The following is a 20239-nucleotide window of genomic DNA, read 5'->3' on the forward strand; positions in this document are numbered from 1 at the left end:
GTCGTACCTCCGTGTCCGTTACACGGAGTGATTTCTGCAACCTCAACCGTGCTTGAGGTCAAGACTCCGGTTCGAAAAATAATGGGACGGCCGAAACGATGAACCCGTCCGCCGGATCGGCCGGCGGGCGGCATCGTCAGGCATCAATATTCCCTCTCGAAGAAGATGCCTCCGGCGGCCGAGCCGTCGCCTGCCGCTTCTCCCTTCAGCTTCACGCCGCGGCCGATGTCGAGGTTGATGACCGCCTTGCTGGAAGCGGAGTCCGATCCCTGCTGCAATTCGAGATAGGTGCGGTCGTTGAGATATTTGCCGGCGCGGACCTGGGCGCCGCCGCTCTCGTCGGTCGTGATGTCGAGATCGTCGACGCCGAGCTTGTTGCGCAGGCCGTCGAGCAGCGACGTCGATCCGCCGCCGGCAAGCTGGCCCACGGCCGAGGCGAGCTGCGCGATCTGGAAGGCGGAGAGATTGTTCAGCGACCGATTGAAGATGAGCTGCGCCAGGATCTCGTCCTGCGGCAGCGCCGGCGACGAGGAGAAGGTCACCGTCGGGTTGTTGGCCGGGCCTGCAACGTTGACCGTGATCGTCGTCGATCCGGCGCTCGAGGTCGCGTCGAGATCGAGCGTCGGGATGAGGTCGCCGCCGAAGCCGATGTGACCGTCGGTGAAGGTCAGGCGCTTGCCGAGAATCTCCAGGCGCCCGCGACGCATGTCGAATCCACCGGAAACGATCGGCTGGACGGCGGTGCCGCGGATGGTCAGATCGCCGCCGAGTTCGGCATCGATGCCGCGACCGCGTACGAAGAACTGGCCCGGGGAACTGACGGCGAGGTCGAAGGCGATCGCGCCGCTTGCCTCGGCGCCGGCGGACGTATCCCGGCGCAGATCTTTCGTCATCCGCTGCACGCGTGCCGGGGCGTTGCGGTGCTTGATGTCGATCTGCGAGAGCGAGGCCGGCAGCTTCTCCGGTATGGTGATCGCGGCCCTGCGGATCGTCAGCCTTCCGCCAAGCACGGGCGTCGAGACGAGCGGCCCGTTGAGCGTCAGGTCGCCCGCAAGGTTGGCGGTGAACAGCGTGCCGTCCACATAGGTCGCATCGTTGAGCCGGATTCTGAGATCCGCCGGGAAGCCGGAATCGGGAACGATGCCCACGGTGCCGCTCGCCTCGATCGATCCGCCGCTTGCCAGATTGGCCGAGAGCCGAGAGATCGTCGCCTGCCTGCCGTCCAGTGCGACATTGGCGGTGAGGTCGTTGAGGGCGAGATTGCGGCGAACGTCCACGAGCCGGGCGCCGGCGGTCGAGACCGTGCCGGCGATCTGCGGCGCCTTGGCCGGGCCGGAGAGCGAAAGGTCGACCTTGGCCGATCCGGTCAGGGTGAAGCCCTGTTGCGCCATGATATTGGCGAGCAGCGCGAAAGGGACGTCGCCGGCGAATTTCATCGAGATCGGCATGTCGCCGCCAAGCTCGACATTGCCGCCGCCCCGGAAGGAAAGGTCTCCGGGGCCGGAGACCGTGGCATCGACGGTGACCCGGTTGTCGGCGAAGCGCCCGTTTGCAGCAATCGCCAGCGACGATACGCCGGCGCCGCGCGCCGCTGCGACCGAGGCGTTGCTCCATCTGAGGTCGTAGACGACGACCGGAGCCGCCGCAGTTCCGTCCACGTCCACCGTCCCGGCGATCGTGCCTTCCGCCCCGAGCGTCGGGGCGAAGGTGTTGATCAGTGCGGCAGGCAGCGCGTTGAGTCTTGCTGAAATATCAAGCTTCGGTCCCGCAGAGCCGGCGACCGTGATCGTTCCCTTCGAAGCCTCGATGGTCAGGGCATCGAGGAGCACCGTGCCGTTCTCGATCGCGACGACGGTCGGGCGTGCAAGCTTCAGCGGTATCCGCTTGGGCGTTGCCGCGAAGGAGGCGAGGCGGACTTCGGTGCGGCCGCCGCTTGCGACCATGTCGCCTTTGGCCGAAAGAGGACCGCCGTCATATCCGCCGTCGACGGTAAAGCCGGTCCTGCCGCCCTGCTGATCGAAGGTGAGATTGAGACCGGTGAGACGGTTTTGACCCTGAGCGACGTTTTCCGCCTTGACGCTTCCCCGGATCGCGAGTGCCGCCACATCGGCGACGCTGATATCGGCGACCGGCTTTGTGATCGTCAGATCGCCGCGCTTGATTCCGCTGCCGTTCGCTTTCAGCGTAAGGGAGGTCACACCGCCCACCGTTCTGATCGCTGCCGAGCCGGAGAGGTCTCCCGAGACCTTCTCGCCGGCCATGGCGGCAAGAAGGCCGAGATCGGGCAGATTGAAGTCGACCGTGCCCTCGGGCTTGAAGTCTGCCGTCAGATCGATCGCACCCGTCAATCTGTTGTCGCCGACCTTCGCCTCCAGGGTCGGGATCGAAGTGCGGCCGTCCTTCGAGACCACCTCGGCCTTCACGTCGATCGCCTGGCCGTCCAAAGCTCCCGTCGCCGTCAGCTTCGCCTGCGGACTGCCGGCTTTCGCCGTCGCATCGGCTGTGATCACGAAATCCGAAAGCGTGCGTCCCGCGAGGACCGCGCCGCTGGAGGTCACTTCCGCCTTGACGCCGAGCGCGTCGAGCGGTCCGGACAGGTCGGCGGTGAAAGCGGCCTTGCCTTCTGCCTCGGCGAGCAGCTTGCCGAGATCCGGTAACGCGCCCTCTATCTTGGCCGTCAACGCGCCCTCGGCAAGGGCGGCCGACCCGGTGGCGTTGACCGTCCCGGATTTGACTTCGAGTGCGCTCAGTTCGACGGCGCCGCCGGCCCCCGTCGCGACCTTGCCGGAGACGGTGATCGGCGCATCGAATTTTGCGCCGATGCCGGGCGGCAGCGCGGCGGGTTCGGCAACGAACTGGAAATTCGCCTCGGCCGCGTTTCCGGCGCGGTCGAGGCTAGCCGTCACATCGCCGCGAAAGCCGGCGCGTTCGATGGCCAAGGGGTCGAGGCGGATGCTGTCGTCGGAGACGGTCACGGTTCCCTTCGCCGACAGGTCTTCCGCCGTTATGCCGGCCGACCGCACGGAGGCGATCGAGGCGCCGCTCCAGGTGAGATCGTAGCGGACGACCGGTGCCGCGCCGTTCCCGGCAATGTCCACCTTGCCCGCAATCGTGCCCTCGGCCCCGAGCGTCGGCGCGACGGTGTGGATCAAGGTGGCTGGCAGCTCGCTGATATCCGCCGAAATATCAAGCGTCTCGCCTGCCGTACCGGTGACGGCGACCGTACCTGTCGATGCCTGGATCGTCAGCCCGTCGATATGCACGACGCCGTTCTCGATGGCGATGACGGTCGGCCGGGCAAGCTGCAAGGGGATGCGCTTGGCTGTCGTCGAGGCCGATGCAAGGCTTATCTCGGTCCGGCCGTCACGGCTCGCGAGATCGCCGGTCGCTGCGAGCGGAGAGCCCTCATATTCGGCACCGACCGAGAAGCCGGTTCTTTCCGCCTGTTGCTCGAAGGCGATATCGATGTCCGTCAGGCGGTTTTCGCCTTGGATGACGCTTTCGGCCCTGACACTGCCCTTGATCGCGAGGCTGGCAAGATCGGCGACGTCGACGTCGACCACGGGCTTGGCAATGGTCAATGCGTCCCGCCTGATGCTTTCGCCGCGGGCCGTCAGCGCGAGCGACGTGACGCCGTCGGCGGTCCGGATTGTCGCGGAGCCGGCAAGGTCGCCCGATGCCTGCTGCCCGGCCATGGCGGCAAGGAGGCCGAGATCGGGCAGGTTGAAGTCGATCGTCCCATTCGGCTTGAAGTCGGCTGTAAGCTCCATCGCACCGGTCAGCCGGTTTTCGCCGATCTTTGCCTCGAGGGCGGGGATCGAGGTGCGGCCATCCCGGGTGACGACGTCGGCGCGGACGTCGATCGCCTGGCCGTCGAGGGTACCGGTTGCCGTCAGCTTCGCTTCGGGGCTCCCCGGCGTCACGGTAGCGTCGGCATTGACGACGAGATCGTCCAGTGTGCGGCCAGCGAGCGTCGCTCCGCTTGAGGTTATCTCTGCTTCGATACCGAGCTTGTTCAGAGGACCGGAGGCGACCGCGTGGAAGGCGGCCGAGCCCTTCGCATCGGCGAGCAGCCGTCCGAGATCGGGCAGCGTCCCCTGGATGTCCGCAGTCAATGTGCTTCCGGCAAGCGCAACGGAGCCGGAGGCGTCGACCGCACCGGACTTTATGTCGAGTTCGCTCAACCGGACGCTGCCGTCCTGTTCCACGACCGCATTGCCCGCAAGGGCGATGGTCCTGTCGAACTTGTCGGCGAGCCCCGGCGGCAGGACCTCTCTGACGGCAAAGGCCTTGAATGCCGCCTCGAGCGTCGTTTCGACGCGATCGAAGCTGCCGGTGACCGTGCCGCCGATGCTCGCGCTTTCGATCTCCAGCGGGTCGAAACGGATGTCTTCCGGAGTAACGGCGATGGTGCCGTCGAGCTTCAGGGGCGCCTGCACCGCCCGATCGAGATCGGCATTTGCAAAGCGGCTCTCGGCGATTTCTACGGTCGTCTTCAGGGGACCGGACCGGGTCGCCAGATTGAAGGCGTCGCTCTGTGCCGACAGCCGGATGCCGCCCAATCGTCCCTGCGGCAGGTTCACGGACGGCACATTGGCGGCGATGTCGAGGATTGCCGACTGCCCGTCGCCGATCAGCGACAGGTTTGCGGTGTCGACGAGCGCCTGCAACTCGCCGTCTTTCAGCGGCCAGCGGAAATCGAATGGCCCGCTCGTACCGGCGAGCCTTGCCTGGAGGTTGTTCTCGCCGCGGCTGTCGACCGTGCCGGAGACATCGAGCGTCATGGCGCCGGTCGAAATCTTGCCCGCATCGATCCGGACCTTGCTCGTGCCGTCGAAGGCGGCCCTCAGGTCGATCCTGCTCTCGCCTTCGAAGAGCGGCCTGAAGGCCGGCGGCGTCAGCGTGGCGAAAGCGCCGCCGCCGGATACGGTAAGCATGTGCATTCCGTCGGCCGCGAGCACGTGCTGCCCGTCGAGCCGAAGGATCTCGCTTCCGTCGAGCGTAACCGTACCCGAGCCCGCCCAATCGGAAAGCGGTCCCTGTCCGGTTACGGTCATGTTGACGGCAGGTTCTCCCGGCAGGCGGAGCAGCCTCGCCAGAAGGCCGCCCTTCGGCTCCGCAAGCTCGGCTTCAAGCTTCAGCTGGTTGCCGGCCGGGTTGAAGACGAGATCGGCTGTCGCGCGCGCATCAGGGCGGTCCCGTTCGGCGGCATCGAGCTCGAGAGCGATGCTGGAATTCGTCGCGTAGAGCTTGCCCTTGGCCGTCAGGAAATGATCTTCGCCTGCGATCTGTTTGCCGAGCACGATTTCCTTGAGGTCGAAGGTATCGATCTTCACGTCCACCGGAAGGGCAAATGTCGAGCGAACTTCCTGGGTCTCGGTCGAGGGGACGGGCAACCGTTCGACGCGGACCGTGCCGGCCGAAATCCTGCTGGCGTCGAAGCGAAGCGAGAATAGTTCTGCGGGCGACCAGTCCACCGAAAGGTCGCGGACCTCCGCATAAATGCCTTCGCCATCGAAGAGCGTAATGGTGCCGGCCGTGAAGTCGCCGGTCAGAAGCGCGCCCGGGTCGGCGATGCGTACGATCTGGTCGGGGGTTGCCGCATATTTCTCGATCGCCCAGGCGACGACGCGGGCGCCGGGCACCGTGAAGCCCAGAAAGCCGACGAGCAGGAGGAGCACGACCACGAGCGTGCCGAGGGCGGCGAAGAAGTACCGCAGCGCAGATCGAAGGAAAAAGGTGACCTGATTCATGTCCTATCCATAGTCCATGTTGCGCCGCTCTGGAATCGGTAGAGTGCCGGCACATCGCCCGGCAGGCGGGACTTCGCTCATCTTACCACGGTGTCGCGCGCATGCAGCAAACAGTCCGGGCATTAGAAGGACTGGCCGATACCGGCATAGATTCCGTAAGTGGTGCCCCCCGGATATTTGTTGAGCGGCACGGCGAAGTCGAGCCGGATCGGGCCGAAGGGCGTCGCATAGCGCAGACCGATGCCCGCGCCGGCCCGGATGTCGGAGAAATTGGGCGCCGTGTTTTCCGAAACGGTGCCGGCGTCGATGAACGGCACGATGCCGATCGTATCGGTGACGGCGATGCGGGCTTCGAGGGAGCCGCTCACATAGGAGCGTCCGCCGGTCAGTTCGTCATCGGCGTCGCGGGGGCTGATCTCCTGATAGGAATAGCCGCGCACCGACCCGCCACCGCCGAGGAAAAACCGCCGGGTCGCGGGAATATCGGAGAGTTCGTCGCCACCGACGAGCACGCCGGCGCCGAGCTTGCCGGCCAGCACGAAGCGCTTTTCCGTTCCAAACGCGTAATAGCCGGACGCGGAAGCTTCGAAGGAGCTGAAAAAGGTCTTTCCTTCGATTTCGTAGCTCGGTTTGGCATTGATCAGCGCCCGGTAACCCTCCGTCGGGTTCAGCTTATCGTCGCGTGCGTCGCGGACATATTCGAACGGGAGGGCGGCGGTGATATAGGAATTCGAACCGAAAGCGTCGTCGACATCCGCCCAGCCCACTTCCGCGCCGACGGAGAACGTGTCTTCGGGCGAAAGCTCGAAAGCGGCGCCAGCCGCCGCGGTAACCGTTTTGGCACTATAGGCGTCCGGATCGACGATCGCGGCCTTGACGCTTGCGGTAAAGGTCGATGCCGGCCCGAAGGCGCCGGGTTTCGCAAAGAGAATGCCGGCCGAATAATCGAGTCCGGCGACATCCCTGGTCTCGCCGAGGCGGTCGACCGAGCCTTCGATCCGAAGCGATTCTGCGCGTCCGAAGAGATTGCGGTGTCCCCAATAGCCCTGAAGTCCAAGGCCGTCCGTGGTCGAGACCTGTCCGCCGAATCCGAAATAGCGGTGCTTGCCTTCGGACACCTGGATGTTCATCGGGATCGTGCCGTCGGGCGCGAGCCCGTCGGCTTCGTTGATGGTGACGCTGGAAAACACGTTCAACTGCCGCAGCCGCTCGGCGGCCTTGCGAATATTCTCCGGCGAATATGGGCGGCCGTGGTTCAGGCGGGAATAATCCTTGACGAATTCCGGGTCGACCGTTCTGGCGCCGCTGACGGTCAGGTCGCCGACGGGCGCGACCGGCCCGCCATCGGCACGGATCGTTACATCGACCGTGGAAGTCGCGTGATCGGCAACGACGCTGCGCTCGGCGAGCTTTGCCAGCGGCCTGCTCTGTTCCTTGAGGTCGTTCACGATCTGCTCGCCCGCCTTGATAATCAAGGTCGAGTCGGCGCGGGCGCCACGCTTGAGGTCGTAGGCGGCTGGGTCGAGCCGCGCGGCGTCTCCCTCGAGCCTGACCGAGCCCAGCGTGAATGCCGGCCCGGGAGCAACGCGAACCACGACCGGTACGGGTTGGCCGTCGGGGAAAGACGGGTCCGGGGGGAGGCTGTCGATGTCCTGGCCGTCGACCAGAATGCTGACCGTGCCGCCGTAACGCGCCTTTTCGTAGAGGACGGCGAGGAGCCGATCGCGGTCGTCGCGCGCCTTGATCGCCAGGCCAAGATCGCCCGAGACCGGTTCTTCCTGATCCTGAACGAGCCGCGAGCCGTTTTCCAGCGCCTCCCGGAGCTCCTCGTCATCCGTTCCCGCATCGAAAGTCAGCGTATAGCGAACCGGGTCTATGACCTGAACTTCTTCTTCCGCGCTTTCGAAGAAGCGCATGCCGAAGATCTTGAACGCGTGGGCCTGCTCGACGGAAACCGGGCCGAGCACGGCCGATGCCACGATTGTGAGCGCGGTCGCTGTCTTCCAGTGCGCAATACTCGATCGTGGTGGAGACATTCCTCTCCGCATCCCGTTTCAGGCGACTCTGTACCAACTGCCTGCATACGCGGCGTCGGCCAAGCTAGCAGGACATAGTTTTCCATCTGTTAACGATGACCGCTCGCCGCATCCACCCCGAAGCGGCGATTCGAAGACGATTTTTTGGCAGAAAGGACTCCCCTGTGGTGCTTCAGGCACAACGGAAATGCTTTTAAGCGGCAAGCGGCTTCTGCCACGAAGCAGGCCGGTCGACGCTCAGCTTAAGTAGCGACCGGTGGAAGCGAGGGCGTCATTTTGCCGAAGCGCGCGAGAGGAAATCTCGGCAGAGGGAGACGACCTCGGACAGGTTGGTCTCCAGCAACCAATGGCCCCCGTCGATGAGATGCAGTTCGGCATTCGGCAGGTCGCGGAGATAGGCTCGGGCGGAGCCCTCGGGCATGTAGCCGTCCTGCGGACCCCAGACGATCAGCGTCGGCGGTCGATGTTCGCGCAGGTATCTCTGGTAGCGATCGAACCAGGCGAGATTTTCCCGCAACCCCGCGATCACGTCTATGGCGATCTCACGCCGCTTGGCCGTTGTCATGGACCAATGGAGCTTCCACAGGTCGGGAGAAATCCGCTCGGCAAGCTCGGGCCGGACGTCGTTGAGGTATTCGTCGCGGTATCCTTCCTCGCTTACGGCTTCGCCGAGTTTGGCCCGGCCCTCCGGCGTGGGATTGCGGAAATACTCCTGCAACGGTGCGTATTTAGGTCCGAACTCATCCTCGTAGATGTCGCCGTTTTGAATGATCAGTGCGGAAATGCGCTCCGGCCGGCGGATGGCTAGCCGAAGGCCGATCTGAGAGCCGAAGTCATGTAGATAAAGTGCGAAACGATCGAGGCCCAGGCGCCGGATGAAGGCTTCGAGAAAATCTGCGAAGCCGTCGAAGCCGTAGGCGAAGTCGTCCGGCGTGTCGCTGTATCCGGATCCGGGGAAATCCGGAGCGACAAGCCTCCACCGGTCGGCCAGCAGCGGCATGAAATTGCGAAACTCGTAGGATGAGCACGGGTAGCCGTGGGGAAGGAGCACGATCGGCGCGTCCGGCGGTCCTGCCTCCCGGTAGAAGACCCGGATGCCGTCCAGATCGAGGAAGCGGTGTTTCACGGAGCCTGGCGAATCGATCATAGGAGCACCTCACATGCGCTGACCAGTGCCGAACAATGAGCGCATGCGATGGTTCCATGCCTGTCGGCAGGCTGCTCCGCAGCTTCTTTTCAAGTGGCTGCTAATTTAGATAGGCGATCACGTCGGGGTGCTATAGAATCGCCCTGGACCGCTTGAACCCGGGAGTCCGGAAGAAGGTGCTCCCGCCAAACGTTTGTTGGCAAACCGATGGAACAGAGACTAGCCGCAGTGCTGGCAGCCGATATGGCAGGCTATAGCCGCCTGATGGAGGCCGATGAAGCCGGTACGATCGCCCGCCTCAGGACTCATCGGATAGAACTGATCGATCCGGCCATTGCAAAGAACAAGGGCCACCTCATCAAGACCACGGGCGACGGTATGCTGGTCGAATTCCAGAGCGTGACCGACGCGGTAAAATGCGCCGTCGAGATCCAGAGCCGCATGAAGCGGCGCAATGCCGACGTGGCGCAGGACCGGCGGATCGAATTCAGGATCGGCATCAATCTCGGCGACATCATCTTCGAGGAGGACGACATCTTCGGCGACGGCGTGAACATCGCCGCCCGTATTGAGCAGCTGGCCGATGTGGGCGGCATCTGCGTGACGGCTGCGGTGGCGACGCAGGTCGCCGACCGGATCGATGTCCCCATCGAGGATCTGGGCGAGAAGATGCTGAAGAACATCAGCCGCCCGATTCATCTCTTCCGAGTCGGGATCGAGGGGCCTGTCCTGCCATCCTTCCCGGAGGCTACGGATGCGCCGCGCTCCGTTTCCAAACCTTCGATCGTGGTGCTGCCGTTCGACAATATGAGCGGCGATCCCGACCAGGAGTTTTTCGCAGACGGCCTGACGGAGGACATCATCACCGAGCTGTCCCGCCGGCACGAGCTGTTCGTCATCTCGCGCAACTCCAGCTTCGTCTACAAGAACCAGCCGGTAAACGTGCGCGAGGCGGCCGAGAAGCTCGGAGCGCAATATCTGGTGGAGGGCAGCGTCCGCAAGATCGGCGACCGGGTGCGCGTGACGGTCCAGCTCATCGACGCGGTCAACGACGCTCATATCTGGGCAGACAAATACGACCGGAGACTGGACGACATCTTCGCCATCCAGGACGAGGTGACGGCGGCGATAGCGGCAACGCTTCCGGGGCGCGTCGAGGCCGCGCAGCGGGACCTGCTCGCCCGCACGAAGCCGGCCAATATGGCGGCCTACGAATGTGCCCTTGCCGCCAAGGTGCTGCATCACCGGAGCACCGTCGCGGATAACGAGCAGGCCCGGGCCCTCATCGACAGGGCTGTCGCGCTCGATCCCGACTATGCGCATGCCCATGCCTGGCGGGCCTGCATCCTCGGGCAAGCCTGGGTCCACGGCTGGTGCGAAGACAAGGATGCGGTCTGGGCCGAGATCGTTGCGGAGCTGGACCGGGCGCTGGCGCTCGACGACAACGACGCCGACGTGCATCGCATCCTCGCGGCGGTAAACGTGAACAACAATGCGCTGACGACGGCGCGCTACCATCAGGAGCGTGCCCTTTCCCTCAATCCCAATTACGACCTGGTTGTGGTCCAGCAGGGCGAACTGCTGACCTGGCTGGGGCGACCGGAAGAGGGGGTCGAGTGGATCCGCAAGGCCATGCAGCTCAATCCTCATCATCCGGAACGCTTCTGGAGCCACCTCGGCAAGGCTCATTTCGCCGCCCGGCAGTATGGAGAGGCGGTCGAGGCCTTCATGCACCTCTCGGTGATGGACCACGTCCAGCATGCATTCGTCGCGGCCTGCTACGGCTGGCTCGGGGATGACATTGCGGCTCACGCCCATATGGAGAAGGTCCGGGCGCTCGCCCCGGATTTCGACCTCGACGCGTTCCTCGCCACGCAGCACTACGTCCAGGAATCGGACCTGCAACACCTCAGCGAAGGGCTTGTCAAAGCGGGAGCGAAGGGCGGATCGGCGGCGGCGAACGGGATCGCAGCGCAATAGCGCACCTTCGGCAACATTCCGGCGGACATGAAGGGCCCCGGATCGTTCCGGGGCCGTCGATCCGGCCGTTGCGGCACTCAGCAGCGGTCGATGTAGCGGCGGCCGTAGCGGTCGCGGTAGTAGCACTGGCCCGGCTGGTCGGTGACGTGGCCGATCACGGCGCCGGATACGCCGCCGATCGCCGCGCCGACAGCCGCGCCGCGGACGTCACCGGTGACCGCGCCCCCGATGATTGCCCCCGATACGGCGCCGATACCGGCACCCTTTTCGGTTTGCGTGCAGCTCGCGACCGACAGGGCGACCAACACAAGCGCGATGGCTTTCTTCATGATGTCCTCTCCGATTCCGACGGATTCAGCGTCCGCCTCGTCCGTCCTATAGTGATGGGAGGGTGCGAACCGCGGCCCTCCACTTGAACTTGCATTCGGAACATAACCCGCCGCCGAGGAAAATGCACGGATACGGCGAGATCGTTCTTATGCCACATAATGCGATCTTTCCTGAACGGAACATGAAGGCGCTGTTGCCGGGGTTACATACGCGCTCGCATTTTTTTGCCCCTTGTGGCGCGAAACGGTTGCGGCAGCCCGAAAAAAAGACAAATGTTACAACGTCGCCACGCGGGCTCGGGAGGAGTGGACCGCTGGCGGAAGGGCAATCGATATCGGTCGGCGCGTACTTCGAGTCGCGTGAACGCATCTCACCCGATTTGAAGCCGCGCTCGACTCTGGACCGACCCGGAGGAGCGAAATGGCGAAAATAACGATGACGGTCAACGGCCGCCAGGTAAGTGGCACCTGCGACGACCGAACGCTGCTGGTGCACTTTATCCGCGAAAATCTCGGCCTGACCGGGACGCATGTCGGCTGCGACACGACGCAGTGCGGCGCTTGCGTCGTTCACATGGACGGGCAATCGGTGAAAAGCTGTTCCATCCTTGCCGCCCAGGCGGCCGGCTCGACGATCACGACGATCGAGGGCCTGGCGTCGAACGGCGAGCTTCACCCGGTCCAGGAGGCTTTCAAGACGTATCACGGACTGCAATGCGGCTTCTGCACGCCGGGCATGGTCATGACCGCCGTCGACATGATCCGTCGACATGGCGGCAATCTTGACGAGGCGACGGTCCGCGCCGAGCTGGAAGGCAACATCTGTCGCTGCACCGGCTATCACAACATCGTTCAGGCGATCCTGGCCGCCGCGGCCGGGACGGACGGCGTTCGCCAGGCGGCAGAATGAGGAAACCCAAAGGGAGCGCGATGCCAGGCAAGCATCGCACGTGATTTTCGTCATTCCGCTCGAGCGGAAATTCGTTGCAGGACTTCGGGAGGAGATAGGCAATGGGCGTTGAAGGCATCGGCGCGCGGGTGGCGCGCAAGGAAGACAAGCGCTTTCTGACCGGCAAGGGGCGTTATACGGACGACATGGTCGTGCCCGGCATGAAGTATGCGGTTTTCGTGCGGAGCCCGCATGCGCATGCGACCATCAGGAGCATCGACGCGACGTCGGCCAAGGCGATGCCGGGCGTGATCGACGTGCTCGACGGCAAGCAACTGCTGGCGGATGGGATCGGCAATCTCATCTGCGGTTGGATGATCCACTCGAAGGACGGCTCACCGATGCGCATGGGCGCATGGCGGCCGCTTGCCCACGAGACCGTGCGCTATGTCGGCGACGCGGTGGCGATCGTCGTCGCCGACAGTGTCGCGCAAGCCCGCGACGCGGCGGAAGCGGTGGTCGTGGATTACGAAACCCTGCCGGTCGTCACCGATACGCTCCAGGCACTGGGCGAGGGCGAGCCGCAGATCCATCCGGAAGCGCCGGGCAATCTGATCTTTGATTGGGAGCTTGGCGACGCGGGTGCGGCCGACCAGGCGATCGCTGCTGCGGCGCATGTCACGGAACTGAAGATCATCAACAACCGCCTGTCGCCGAATGCGATGGAGCCGCGCGCGACACTCGGTATCTATGATGCCGGCGACGACCATTTCACCTGCTATACCACCAGCCAGAACCCGCATCTTGCCCGGCTGGTGATGAGCGCCTTCTACAATGTCGCGCCCGAGAACAAGCTCCGGGTGATCGCTCCGGACGTCGGCGGTGGCTTCGGCTCCAAGATTTTCATCTATCCGGAAGAGATCGTCTGTCTGTGGGCCTCGAAGCGTACCGGCGTGCCGGTGAAATGGACCGCGGACCGCACCGAGGCCTTCCTGACGGACGCGCACGGCCGCGACCATGTGTCGACGGTGAAGATGGCATTCGACAGCAGCAATCGGATCACCGCGCTGAAGGTCGACACCATCGCCAATCTCGGCGCGTATATGTCTCTCTTCTCCTCCTGCGTGCCGACCTATCTCTATGCGACGCTCCTCTCCGGGCAGTATGCGATCCCGGCGATCCATGCCAATGTCCGCACCGTCTATACCAATACGGCGCCGGTCGACGCCTATCGCGGCGCCGGGCGGCCGGAGGCCACATACCTGCTGGAGCGCACGATCGAGACGGCCGCGCGCGAGCTCGGCGTTTCCCCTGCGGAACTCAGGCGCATCAACTTCATCCGCACCTTCCCCCATCAGACGCCGGTGATCATGAACTACGATGCGGGCGATTACGAAGCGTCGCTCAAGGGGGCGATGGAGGCGGCCGATTGGGACGGTTTCGCCGCGCGCAAGGCGGAAGCCGAGCGGCGGGGAATGAAGCGCGGCATCGGCATGAGCTGCTATATCGAAGCCTGCGGACTGGCGCCTTCCGCCGCCGTCGGATCGCTCGGCGCCGGCGTCGGCCTGTGGGAATCGGCCGAAGTCAGGGTCAACGCGGTCGGCACGATCGAGGTGATGACCGGCTCGCACAGCCACGGCCAGGGACACGAAACGACCTTCGCCCAGGTGGTTGCGGAGCGTTTCGGCGTACCGATCGACAGCGTCAATATCGTCCATGGCGATACCGACAAGGTGCAGATGGGCATGGGAACCTATGGTTCCCGCTCCGGTGCCGTCGGAATGTCGGCCGTCTTCAAGGCGCTCGACAAGGTCGAGGCCAAGGCCAAAAGGATTGCGGCCCATCTGATGGAGGCGGACGAGAGCGACATCGTCATCGAGGACGGCGCGCTCAAGGTGGCCGGCACCGACAGGTCGGTCCCCTGGTCGCAGGTGGCGCTTGCTTCCTATACGGCCCATAACCTGCCGCCCGGCATGGAGCCGGGCCTCAAGGAGGGCGCCTTCTACGATCCCAGCAACTTCACCTTCCCGGCGGGTTGCTATATCTGCGAAGTGGAGGTGGATCCGGAAACCGGCCAGACGAAGATCGTGCAGTTCGTCGCGGCGGACGATTTCGGAAATATCATCAATCCGCTGATCGTCGAGGGCCAGGTGCATGGCGGGCTGGCGCAGGGCATAGGCCAGGCGCTGCTCGAAGGGGTGCATTACGACCAGAGCGGGCAGCTGCTGACGGCGAGCTACATGGACTACGCCATGCCGCGCGCCGACGACCTGCCTTCGTTCACGGTGACGACCTCGAACACGCCCTGCCCGAGCAACCCGCTCGGCGTCAAGGGCTGCGGCGAGGCGGGGGCGATCGGCTCGCCGCCGGCGCTGATCAACGCCATCACGGACGCGATCGGCACCAACGAGCTCACCATGCCGGCGACCTCGCAAAAGGTCTGGGCGGCGGTGCATAGCGCGCATTGATCGGGAGGACTTGAGATGTATGAGACCAACTATCATCGGGCCTCCTCGGTCGAAGAGGCAGCGAAGCTGATGGGGACCGCCGCGGAGGGAAAATATCTCTCCGGCGGCATGACGCTCATCCCGACGATGAAGCAGCGGCTCGCCGCCCCGAGCGACCTTGTCGATCTCAGGCATATTGCCGAGATGAAGGGCACCACCGTCGACGGCCGGTCGGTCAGGATCGGCGCGGCGACGACGCATGAGGAGGTCGCGACCTCCGCCGCGCTTGCCGCGGTCTGTCCGGCCATTTGCGGGCTTGCCAGCCACATAGGTGATCCGCATGTCCGCCACATGGGTACGATCGGCGGCTCCATCGCCAACAACGATCCGGCGGCGGACTATCCGGCCGCGATGCTGGCGCTCGATGCGGTGATCGTCACCGACAGGCGCGAGGTCAAGGCTGAAGACTTCTTCACCGGTCTCTTCGAAACGGCGCTCGAAGACGGTGAGATCGTGACGGCCGTCCGCTTCGAAGCGCCGGCGAAAGCGGCCTATCGAAAGTTCCCCAATCCGGCATCGCGCTATGCGATGACCGGCGTCTTCGTCGTCCGTCGTGACGATGGCGCAGTGCGCGTTGGCGTGACCGGAGCCGGGTCGGACGGCGTCTTCCGCCATCCGGACCTCGAGGCGGCGCTTGCCGCCAACTGGTCGCCGGGTGCCGTCGACAATGTGAAGGTGGACGATTCGAACCTGCTTTCCGATATTCATGCAAGCGCTGCCTATCGCGCCAATCTCGTCAAGGTGATGACGAAACGCGCCGTGGCGGCCGCCTGACGGACCAACTTTGGTATCGAAAAAGGGCGGCAGCGGCCGTCCTTTTTCCGCAATTGCTTGACTTCGATCGATGTTCGGGAGAATGAAGTTTTGCTAGCCATTTTGGAATGGTTCAAAACTGGACTCTCGGACTCCGTGTCGAGGTCGAGCCTGATTACCGCGGAAAGGTTTGAAAATGTGTCGTCATTTTCCATCGCCTTTCCCGCTTGCCAGGCACGACACGCGCCGCGCAGAATAACCGGGGTCTGGGGGCCGAGAGGCCTTTTGCCGCAGCCCGCGCGTCGGAGCCTGTCCGGGGTTGACCACTGATCGCTTTGTAGGAAGAAAGGCGACAGGGCACTGGAGATGATGATGGATTTCGAGAGTTTCTTCAAAAACGAGCTGGATGGGCTGCATCAGGAAGGCCGTTACCGGGTTTTCGCCGATCTCGCCCGCCATCGCGGCAGCTTCCCCAAGGCGACGCGCTACACGGCCGATGGCGCCCAGGAAGTGACCGTATGGTGCTCGAACGACTATCTCGGCATGGGCCAGTGTCCCATCGTCACCGAGGCGATGAAGAGCGCGATCGACGAATGCGGCGCCGGCGCCGGCGGCACCCGCAACATCTCCGGCACCAACCATTACCATGTGCTGCTCGAGCGCGAGCTGGCCGACCTGCACGGCAAGGAATCGGCTCTTCTGTTCACCTCCGGTTACGTTTCGAACTGGGCCGCGCTCGGGACGCTCTGTTCCAAAGTTCCCGGCGTTATCGTCTTTTCGGATGCCGGCAACCACGCTTCGATGATCGAGGGCATCCGCCACTCGAAATGCGAGCGGGTCATCTTCAAGCACAATTCGGTGGCGGACCTCGAGGCCAAGCTTGCAGCCGCCGACCCGCGCGCGCCTAAAATCATTGCCTTCGAATCCGTCTATTCGATGGATGGCGACATCGCGCCGATCGAGGCATTCTGCGATCTCGCCGACAAATACGGCGCGATGACCTATCTGGACGAAGTTCATGCGGTCGGCATGTACGGCCCGCGCGGCGGCGGCATTGCCGAGCGCGAGGGGCTGATGCACCGGCTGACGGTCATCGAAGGCACGCTCGGCAAGGCCTTCGGCGTCATGGGCGGCTACATCACCGGATCGGCGGCGCTTTGCGACTTCATCCGCTCCTTCGCTTCCGGTTTCATCTTCACCACGGCGCTGCCGCCGGCGCTCGCCGCCGGGGCGCTCGCCTCCATTCGCCACCTGAAGGAAAGCCAGGTCGAACGCTTCGCGCATCAGGAGCGCGTGCGCCGGCTTCGTTCGCTGCTCGACCAGCGCGGTATTCCGCATATGGTCAATCCGAGCCATATCGTGCCGGTCATCGTCGGCGACGCCGCCAAGTGCAAGTGGATATCCGACCTGCTGCTCGACAATTTCGGCATCTACGTCCAGCCGATCAATTACCCGACCGTGCCGAAGAAGACCGAGCGCCTGCGCATCACGCCGACCCCCCTGCATTCTGACGCCGATATCGACCATCTGGTCGGCGCGCTGCATTCGCTCTGGTCGCGCTGTGCGCTGGCGAGGGCCGTGGCGTAAGCTCCGGCGAGCTCTGGCGGGGAGAGGGACTTCCTCGCCCGAACCTCTGTTTCGTAGCAGCGCTCGTGTAGTGCAAGGAGCTGCCACTTGTCCCCTTCGCCCCGCCTACGGGCCAGCAGGCTGGATGAGGGCGGATTCACCCCCAACAACTCTCTACCGGATCAACCCGGCAGCCGCCCGCCGCGCTTTTTCATCCGCGGCAAAGACGTCGTCCATGTTCGCCGCAGCCGGCAGGCCGGCAAGCGCGTCCATCACTCTCTCGACGATTTCCGCCATGGCCAGGAAGCCGACGTGGCCTTTGATGAACGCCTCGAGTGCGGTCTCCTTGGCGCCGTTCAGCACGGCACCCTGGACGCCGCCTTCCTCCATGGCGCGGCGCGCGAGCCTCAGCGCCGGGAAGCGGACTTCGTCCGGGGCTTCGAAATCGAGCCGGGCGAGCCTGGCGAAGTCCAGGCGCTCGACCGGCAGACTGCAGCGCTCGGGGTAGGAAAGCGCATAGCCGATGGCCGTGCGCATGTCGGGGCAGCCGAGCTGGGCGAGGACGGACCCGTCCGTATAGCCGACCATCGAGTGGATCACGGATTGCGGGTGGACGATCACCTCGATCTGGTCCGGCCTCAGGCGGAAGAGGTGGCGCGCCTCGATCATCTCGAGCGCCTTGTTGAACATGGAGGCGCTGTCGATCGAGATCTTGAGGCCCATCGACCAGTTCGGATGGGCGCGGGCCGTATCCGCCGTCACATGCCGCATTTCGTCGAGGGTGCTGGTGCGGAACGGACCGCCGGAGGCGGTAAGCACGATGCGCTCGACGGCATGGCGCTGGTCGTTCTCCAGCACCTGGAAGATCGCATTGTGCTCGCTGTCGACCGGCAGCAGCCGTCCGCCGCCCGCGCTGACGGCTTCGATGAAAAGGCTGCCGGCGGAAACGAGGCATTCCTTGTTGGCGAGTGCGATGTCGGCGCCGCGGCGGGCGGCGGCAAGTGTCGGGCCAAGACCGGCATTGCCGACGATCGCCGCCATAACCCAGCCTGCGTCCCGTTCGGCCGCCTCGATCAGGCCGCTGCGCCCGGCGGCGACGTCGATACCGCTGCCGCTCAGCGCCTCCCTGAGTTCGCCGTAGCGATGCTCGTCGGCGGTGACTGCGAGCTCCGCGCCGACGCGGCGGGCCTGCTCCGCAAGCAACGGGATGTTGCCGTTGCCGGTCAGCGCGGCGATGGCGAATCGATCGCGCCCGCCGAGCCGTTCGACCACGTCGAGCGTATTGGTCCCGATCGATCCGGTGGAACCCAGTATCGTCAGACGGCGCTTGAAATCATCGCCGGATGCCATGCCAAAATCCCGTATTCTTCTCGTTCTAATGATTTTACTAGGCTCTACAGCCGAATACTGCCGGCAACAAGGGTGAAGTCATCGCCCTTCTCCAAGAGGCAGCGCTCGGGTAAGAATCGTTAACACCGTCGAACGATGATTTGTCTGAGGAGTTTTCGATGCTGCAAGCCCTGACCGCCGCATCTTGCGCCTGCGTGCTGATCGAGCTTGCCTCCATGCAGACGGTGGCTGCCGAAAAGGTGCCGGAGGCGCTCGTCGGCTCGTGGCTTGCCGAGGACATAGGCGGCCGGGGCGTGATCGATGATCTTCAGACGACGCTCGAGATTCGTGAGGACGGCACCTATGGCGGCATGGCCGGCTGCAATCACTTCACCGGAACGTTCGGCCTCTCCGGCGCGACGATCACCTTCGGGCCGGCTGCCGCCACCCGCAAGATGTGCGTACCGGCGGTCATGGACCAGGAGCGGAAGTTCTTCGAAGCGCTGAAGACGGAGCTTACCTGGCGAATAGAGGGAACCAAGCTCTTTCTCGGCGGGCGAAACGAGAAGAGCGTGCTGCAGCTAACCTCGATGCAGTCGCGGAACGGCAACCGGGCAGAACTGACGATCGAAATTCCCGACGTCGGCACAGTCGACCGGCGGACGGTTCTCTATGCCTGCGGCGACAAGACGATCGAGGTCGAATACATCGACGCCGGGTCCGCGTCGCTCGCGACCTTCACTATCGAGGGCACGTTCATCGTGGCATCGAACGTGATTTCCGGATCGGGCGCCAGATATGCCGGCGGCCGATATGTCTGGTGGACGAAGGATGGCGAGGCGACGCTTTTCGATACGATGAAGGGCGAGGAGGACCCGGGGATAGCGTGCAAGGAAGTAGAATAGCGGGGCCGCTCGACACAGGCCGGACGGGATTGTACGTCTGAACCATGCTGCATTGGCTCGACATCGATTACCGCACGCTATTTCGCTTGGGAGATGGAGGCCGGATAGAAGGGGAGAACGATCCGGAGGGATCGGGCAACGGCGACGGCCTTCAGGGGGCAGGGCTTCGGAGCAGCCGCTACCGCCGGCTGGTCGGGCTCGCCTGAACTGCGCTCTCGTACCCTGTTCTACAGCACGGATCGAGAAAATCACGCATCGCAGCGCATTGCCGCCCGCCTCGGCCTCCGCCTTCGAGGAGCAAGCTTGAGGGTAGGGTAGAGCATTTCCGCTTTTCTGCGAATCGCGGGAACTCTTTAACCCCTTGTTTTCCGCAATGCCGGGCGGAAAGCCGCTACGTACGGGGCATCATGCGGAACTCACGCGCTGCTGTTTGTGTCGCTACCTTCGTCCAATTCATGGAATTGGATAAAGCCATATTGCTCCAGCCACTCGCGAAGGATGAGACGGATTATTTCGTCCCGAGTCATCTGGAGTTCTTCGCAGGCCAGAGCGAGGGCCAACTCAACGTCATCCGCGAAGATCATCGCTTCACCTGCATAGTACAACCACGAGATAGAAGGGTCTCACAGCATAGGTTGCAGTCAAGGATTACGGAGCGTGCTCAATGGGGTAAGCCAAAATGGGCTAAGACTATCGCCCATTTAATATCGGACTTAAGTCTCAAAAGAACGCACCGCGCGTCGGGATACGCGCGGTGCTCGAACTTTCATCCGCTTCGATCAGGCGAAGAGAAAATCGGCGCTGCTGAAGTGGGAGGCGGCGAGGGTATTCGTCGGATCGTCGACATGGATCGACAGCGCATTGCCCGTCGAATCGTAGCCTTTCAACATCACGTCTCCGCTGGCGTCATCATACGCGAAAATCGTACCGGCCGTGCCGGAGCTCGAATATTGCTTGATTCCGAGGTTCTCCAGGACAAGCAGATCGGTGCCGTCCTGAAAGTCCATCACGGAGTCCCGTCCGACGAGCGAACCCGCGCCCTTGA

The 20239-nt window shown here is 63.9% G+C and carries 13 protein-coding genes and 1 pseudogene; 7 read left to right on the forward strand and 7 right to left on the reverse strand.

Translation table 11 applies throughout. The features are described from left to right. Positions 1 to 143: 143 nt before the first annotated feature. The 3 genes from BHD07_RS29090 to BHD07_RS29100 form a co-directional block, all read right to left on the reverse strand. Complete coding sequence (locus tag BHD07_RS29090; protein WP_338284035.1) at positions 144 to 5753, reverse strand: translocation/assembly module TamB domain-containing protein; 5610 nt, start codon at positions 5751 to 5753, stop codon at positions 144 to 146. 122 nt (positions 5754 to 5875) lie between these two features. After that, positions 5876 to 7789, reverse strand: a complete 1914-nt coding sequence (locus BHD07_RS29095) for an autotransporter assembly complex protein TamA (protein ID WP_338284036.1) — start codon at positions 7787 to 7789, stop codon at positions 5876 to 5878. Positions 7790 to 8060: 271 nt separating this feature from the next. Next, on the reverse strand, positions 8061 to 8936 hold the full coding sequence (locus tag BHD07_RS29100) for an alpha/beta fold hydrolase (RefSeq protein WP_338284037.1): 876 nt from the start codon (positions 8934 to 8936) through the stop codon (positions 8061 to 8063). 207 nt (positions 8937 to 9143) lie between these two features. Between BHD07_RS29100 and BHD07_RS29105 the strand changes: the two genes are divergently transcribed. After that, positions 9144 to 10916 (forward strand): adenylate/guanylate cyclase domain-containing protein, encoded by a 1773-nt coding sequence (locus BHD07_RS29105; protein WP_324762433.1) that lies wholly within the window; start codon positions 9144 to 9146, stop codon positions 10914 to 10916. A 77-nt stretch (positions 10917 to 10993) separates the two neighbouring features. Here the strand turns inward: BHD07_RS29105 and BHD07_RS29110 are convergent, their stop codons facing one another. After that, positions 10994 to 11245, reverse strand: a complete 252-nt coding sequence (locus BHD07_RS29110; RefSeq protein ID WP_003528572.1) for a glycine zipper domain-containing protein — start codon at positions 11243 to 11245, stop codon at positions 10994 to 10996. Between the two features lie 421 nt (positions 11246 to 11666). On the opposite strand from BHD07_RS29110, the gene BHD07_RS29115 reads away from it, so the two are divergent. From BHD07_RS29115 to hemA, 4 genes are all read left to right on the forward strand, one after another. Further along, positions 11667 to 12155 carry a (2Fe-2S)-binding protein gene (locus BHD07_RS29115; protein WP_338284038.1) on the forward strand — a complete coding sequence of 163 codons (489 nt, stop codon included), beginning with the start codon at positions 11667 to 11669 and terminating at the stop codon, positions 12153 to 12155. Between the two features lie 101 nt (positions 12156 to 12256). Next, a complete protein-coding gene (locus BHD07_RS29120; protein WP_100674595.1) occupies positions 12257 to 14602 on the forward strand; it encodes a xanthine dehydrogenase family protein molybdopterin-binding subunit in 2346 nt (781 codons plus the stop codon). A 15-nt stretch (positions 14603 to 14617) separates the two neighbouring features. Beyond that, on the forward strand, positions 14618 to 15415 hold the full coding sequence (locus tag BHD07_RS29125) for an FAD binding domain-containing protein (RefSeq protein WP_338284039.1): 798 nt from the start codon (positions 14618 to 14620) through the stop codon (positions 15413 to 15415). A 351-nt stretch (positions 15416 to 15766) separates the two neighbouring features. Continuing rightward, complete coding sequence (hemA, locus tag BHD07_RS29130) at positions 15767 to 16981, forward strand: 5-aminolevulinate synthase (RefSeq protein ID WP_338284040.1); 1215 nt, start codon at positions 15767 to 15769, stop codon at positions 16979 to 16981. A gap of 153 nt (positions 16982 to 17134) precedes the next feature. On the opposite strand, the gene dxr is transcribed toward hemA, so the two are convergent. Further along, positions 17135 to 18310 carry a 1-deoxy-D-xylulose-5-phosphate reductoisomerase gene (dxr, locus tag BHD07_RS29135; RefSeq protein ID WP_338284041.1) on the reverse strand — a complete coding sequence of 392 codons (1176 nt, stop codon included), beginning with the start codon at positions 18308 to 18310 and terminating at the stop codon, positions 17135 to 17137. A gap of 158 nt (positions 18311 to 18468) precedes the next feature. On the opposite strand from dxr, the gene BHD07_RS29140 reads away from it, so the two are divergent. Both BHD07_RS29140 and BHD07_RS29145 read left to right on the forward strand, forming a co-directional pair. Then, the gene (locus tag BHD07_RS29140) at positions 18469 to 19194 is read left to right on the forward strand and encodes an META domain-containing protein (RefSeq protein WP_275597248.1); all 726 of its coding nucleotides are present in this window, start codon (positions 18469 to 18471) and stop codon (positions 19192 to 19194) included. Positions 19195 to 19238: 44 nt separating this feature from the next. Continuing rightward, positions 19239 to 19400, forward strand: a complete 162-nt coding sequence (locus tag BHD07_RS29145) for a hypothetical protein (RefSeq protein ID WP_338284042.1) — start codon at positions 19239 to 19241, stop codon at positions 19398 to 19400. Between the two features lie 210 nt (positions 19401 to 19610). Here BHD07_RS29145 and BHD07_RS29150 read toward each other — a convergent pair whose 3' ends face one another. Together BHD07_RS29150 and BHD07_RS29155 are read right to left on the reverse strand one after the other, a co-directional pair. Then, a complete protein-coding gene (locus BHD07_RS29150) occupies positions 19611 to 19778 on the reverse strand; it encodes a hypothetical protein (RefSeq protein WP_018097235.1) in 168 nt (55 codons plus the stop codon). A 195-nt stretch (positions 19779 to 19973) separates the two neighbouring features. After that, positions 19974 to 20239 (reverse strand): annotated as a pseudogene (locus BHD07_RS29155) (calcium-binding protein); the annotation flags it as partial.

Origin of the sequence: Sinorhizobium sp. KGO-5 (genome assembly GCF_036245905.1) — a bacterium.
Taxonomy (GTDB): Bacteria; Pseudomonadota; Alphaproteobacteria; order Rhizobiales; family Rhizobiaceae; genus Sinorhizobium; species Sinorhizobium meliloti_A.